The sequence below is a fragment of the Roseovarius sp. MBR-154 genome, from assembly GCF_053628595.1.
Map to the genome: position 1 here is coordinate 1 of NZ_JBRJGR010000056.1, position 3479 is coordinate 3479.

General features: G+C 59.1%; 3 protein-coding genes and 2 pseudogenes. 3 read left to right on the top strand and 2 right to left on the bottom strand.

Annotation, left to right across the window (positions count from 1 at the left end; genetic code table 11):
• Positions 1–581: 581 nt before the first annotated feature.
• A pseudogene (locus tag ACSSV4_RS22990) lies at positions 582–815 on the bottom strand (DDE-type integrase/transposase/recombinase); the annotation flags it as partial.
• Positions 816–888: 73 nt separating this feature from the next.
• On the opposite strand from ACSSV4_RS22990, the gene ACSSV4_RS22995 reads away from it, so the two are divergent.
• Together ACSSV4_RS22995 and ACSSV4_RS23000 are read left to right on the top strand one after the other, a co-directional pair.
• Positions 889–1335, top strand: coding sequence for a transposase family protein (locus ACSSV4_RS22995; RefSeq protein ID WP_425439281.1), 447 nt, complete (start codon positions 889–891; stop codon positions 1333–1335).
• 31 nt (positions 1336–1366) lie between these two features.
• Positions 1367–2557 carry an IS701 family transposase gene (locus tag ACSSV4_RS23000; RefSeq protein WP_093037081.1) on the top strand — a complete coding sequence of 397 codons (1191 nt, stop codon included), beginning with the start codon at positions 1367–1369 and terminating at the stop codon, positions 2555–2557.
• Here the strand turns inward: ACSSV4_RS23000 and ACSSV4_RS23005 are convergent.
• The gene (locus ACSSV4_RS23005) at positions 2539–2829 is read right to left on the bottom strand and encodes a hypothetical protein (RefSeq protein WP_175544774.1); all 291 of its coding nucleotides are present in this window, start codon (positions 2827–2829) and stop codon (positions 2539–2541) included. The two genes, ACSSV4_RS23000 and ACSSV4_RS23005, sit on opposite strands and share 19 nt — an antisense overlap.
• Between ACSSV4_RS23005 and ACSSV4_RS23010 the strand changes: the two are divergent.
• A pseudogene (locus ACSSV4_RS23010) lies at positions 2771–3154 on the top strand (IS110 family transposase); the annotation flags it as partial. The gene ACSSV4_RS23005 and the pseudogene ACSSV4_RS23010 overlap by 59 nt on opposite strands.
• Positions 3155–3479 lie beyond the last annotated feature (325 nt).

The window sequence follows — 3479 nt, forward strand, 5'->3', positions numbered from 1 at the left end:
CCAGAAGCACAGGACCAAAGACAGCCGAATCTCACAGTTAAGGACAAAACTCGACGCTCAAAGCGCCATGTCTCAGATTTAAAGGCAAAGCGACAGCTGGGTGCTTGTCAGAGACCCCGAGGGCAAGCGCGACCCGCAGGCCTTCTTCAGTACCGACACCGCCCATGCGCCCGCCGACATCATCGCACTCTTCGTTCGCTGTTGACAGGTCGAAGTCACCTTTGCAGAAACCCGGGCACATCTCGGCGTCGAAACCCAGCGGCAATGGTCCGACAAGGCAATCGCACGAACAACGCCCGCATTGCGCGGCCTCTACAGCCTCATCTCGCTGTGGGCCTGCGATCTGCTGAACTCATCCAGCACCCCATACGCCGCAGCCTGGTATCGCAAGACCAGCCTAACCTTCTCCGACGCGATCGGCGCCGTCCGTCTTACTCTCTGGGTCGGAGACATTTTCCAACACTCGCCGCCAGACCGGAAACACCAAAAAATCCCGCCCGACCGCATCGTGCGCATGGCAGAGGCGTTATGCTTCGCCGCATAATGCACAAAGTCGAGCTTAGAGCCCGATTTGAAACTGATTGAACGATCCCGATGATCCGGCCAGTTCCCGTGAATCTGAGGATAACATTGAGACTTTGCTGGCCAGCCGAATTGGCACCGCTTTTGTCGATGGCAATGCGATCGGGGATGCCATTTGTACCAACTGCACACTTAAAGAACCGCCGTGCAGCAGAAGTATTTCGGCGTTCTGACAGCATAAAATCAAGGGGTTGCCCGTTGCGATCAACTGCGCGGTACAGATAAGTCCATTTGCACCGAACCTGGTTCTGCCTCAATCTGTGTGGCGCCACTATCCTGAAACGGGATGATTCAGGAGGGATAGGCGTGAGTTCGAAGAAGCACTGGTCGCCCGGGAGCGAAGTTTTGGTTCAAAGTGTTGAGCGAAGTGATTCCGGGGGGTGGATTGTATCCGGCAATCTGGCACCAAATGGCATCTGCCCAGACTGTGGATTGCATTCGCGACGTCGTCACGGCTGGCGGCGTCGGCGGCTGCAGGATTATCCCGCCCATGGAGACGGGGTTACGGTGGCTCTCTGGGTTTGCCGCTGGCGATGTTTGGCGCCCGCTTGTCCGCGCCGGACGTTCTCGGACCAGATCGCCTCGGTTGCGCGTCCGTTTGCGCGGCGCACCTCGCGTGTCGGGGAGATTGTCAGTCATCTTGGGCATGCGACCGGCGGGCGGCCTGCCGAGCGGCTCTTGCACCGTTTGGGCCTTGGGGTCAGCGATGACACGGTGCTTAGTACTACAGTTGCGCTTGTTGTAGATTTCTGATTCATCTTTCCCAAAGATGGGAGGATGTGTCATGACTGTTTCGGATTGGGCGGGCTGCGTTTCGGATTGGTCGCATGCGCTTGCTGGCTTGAAAGAATTCATCGCCCCTGTGTTCAAACGTTCCGAGCAAATTGGCTCCGCTGGGGTGTTCATTGACGGCCTTTTGTCCGGTGTGGAGCGCAAGACGGGCTGGATGCTTGCGGAAGAGGCTGGGTTGGCGCGACCCTATCGGATCCAGTCTTTGCTGGGCAGGTCATCCTGGTCGGCAGATACGCTCTGCGAGCGGGTTCGGAGCTATGCGATTGAGGCGCTTGGCGACCCGGACGGCGTGCTGGTCGTGGATGAGACCGGGTTTCTGAAAAAGGGTACACATTCCGTCGGCGTCGCTCGGCAGTATTCCGGCACGGCGGGGCGGATCGAGAACTGCCAGATCGGCGTGTTCGCGAGCTATGCCAGCCGCTGGGGCCATGCGTTGATTGATCGGCGGCTTTATCTTCCCAAAGCCTGGGCAAATGACCCCGACCGCCGCGCCAAGGCGCATGTGCCGGAAGACGTGGCCTTCGCCACCAAACCCGCCATGGCAAGCGAGATGATAGCAAACCTGCTGGACGAGGGCACGCCCTGTGCCTTCGTGCTGGCCGATGCGGTCTACGGGTCCGATTCCCGGTTTCGCCGGATGCTGGAGACACGTGAGCAGCCTTATGTTCTGGCCGTGCGTTCGACCCACAGCTTGCGGTTTCTCGAGGAGTGGCACCTCGTTCAGACCGACCCCGCCACAATGATCGCAGAGCTGCCACCCGAGGATTGGCAGGCGCTCAGCGCGGGCGAAGGTGCCAAGGGACACAGGCTCTATGACTGGGTTCGGGTGCCAATCAACCATACGGCCGGGACAGGGTTTTCCCGTTGGCTGCTTGCCCGTCGCAGCCTGCGTGACCCGCAGGCCATCGCGTATTACTTCGCTTATGCCCGCTCGGATGCGACGCTACCGGAACTGGCGGCTGCCGCCGGATTGCGCTGGACCATCGAGGAATGCTTCCTGCGCGCCAAGGATGATCTCGGTCTTGATCATTGCGAGGCCCGCTCCTGGCACGGATGGCATCGACACATGCGTCTGGTGATGGCCGCTGCCGCGTTTCTCTCACACCTCAGCGCTGATCAGCGTCGCACGGCATTCAGCAAACCGAACAAAACGAGTCCGCGGGGTCAGCCGGAAGCAGCGTGATCTTCAGGCTTCGAAATACCCTGACCACAGCGGAAATCCGTCACCTGATCGCTCGCCTCTTGCTGCGGCCAATACTGACCGTCGCCTTCATCTGGGATTGGTCGCGATGGCGCCGCGAACACCAAACCGCCGCCGCCATCGCTCATCGGAAACGTCGCCTCCATCCGCAACTGTAGTCTTAAGCTGGTCGCCAAGGAAGATGCGCGGGTCCGCTTGTTGCGCACCATACCGGGCGTCGGCGCTGTGACTGCCTCGGCAATCATCGCCAGCATTGGGGATGGTCATCAGTTCAGCAATGGCCGCGAGTTTGCAGCATGGCTCGGCCTGACGCCTGCGAACAAATCCAGCGGCGGCAAAGAGAAGCTTGGTCGCATTACAAAAATGGGTGATCAATACTTACGATCATTACTCGTTGTTGGCATGACATCGCTCGTCCGACAGACCAAGTCGTACCCAGAACGCGCAAGTAAGTGGCTGATATCGCTGCTGGAGAGGAAACCTGCGCGCTTGGCGACTGTCGCCATGGCCAACAAGACCGCTCGGATCGTCTGGGCCGTTCTGACCCGCAACGAACCATATACGCCGCACACGGCCTAAAGGAGGAAGCACAACGAGTTAGCAAGACCCGCGAGATGATGGTGCATAAGTCTGCCGCCAAAACCAAGACACCCCGCCGAAGGTCCCGGGCGACATAGCCCGCTAAGCTGTAAGGGACTTGGTTTGCGGAACCCATCAGGGCCAGCGGTCAAAACCGCACAAACAGGCCGGACACATGACTGCTTCTGACAAATGCACAAATCAGATCAAAAATGTCTTGCTATGCAGGAGCAATGGTATGGACCCCGCCGACCTCGGGCGGTGTATCTTGGAAAGGCAAACAGGAGGGTGCATGCCATGGAAATCAAAAGGATCGGCCTTGATC

Coding starts and splice junctions, on each gene's coding strand:
- ACSSV4_RS23000 (WP_093037081.1), top strand. CDS start 1,367: ATGACTGTTTCGGATTGGGCGGGCTGCGTTTCGGATTGGTCGCATGCG.
- ACSSV4_RS23005 (WP_175544774.1), bottom strand. CDS start 2,829: ATGCTGGCGATGATTGCCGAGGCAGTCACAGCGCCGACGCCCGGTATG.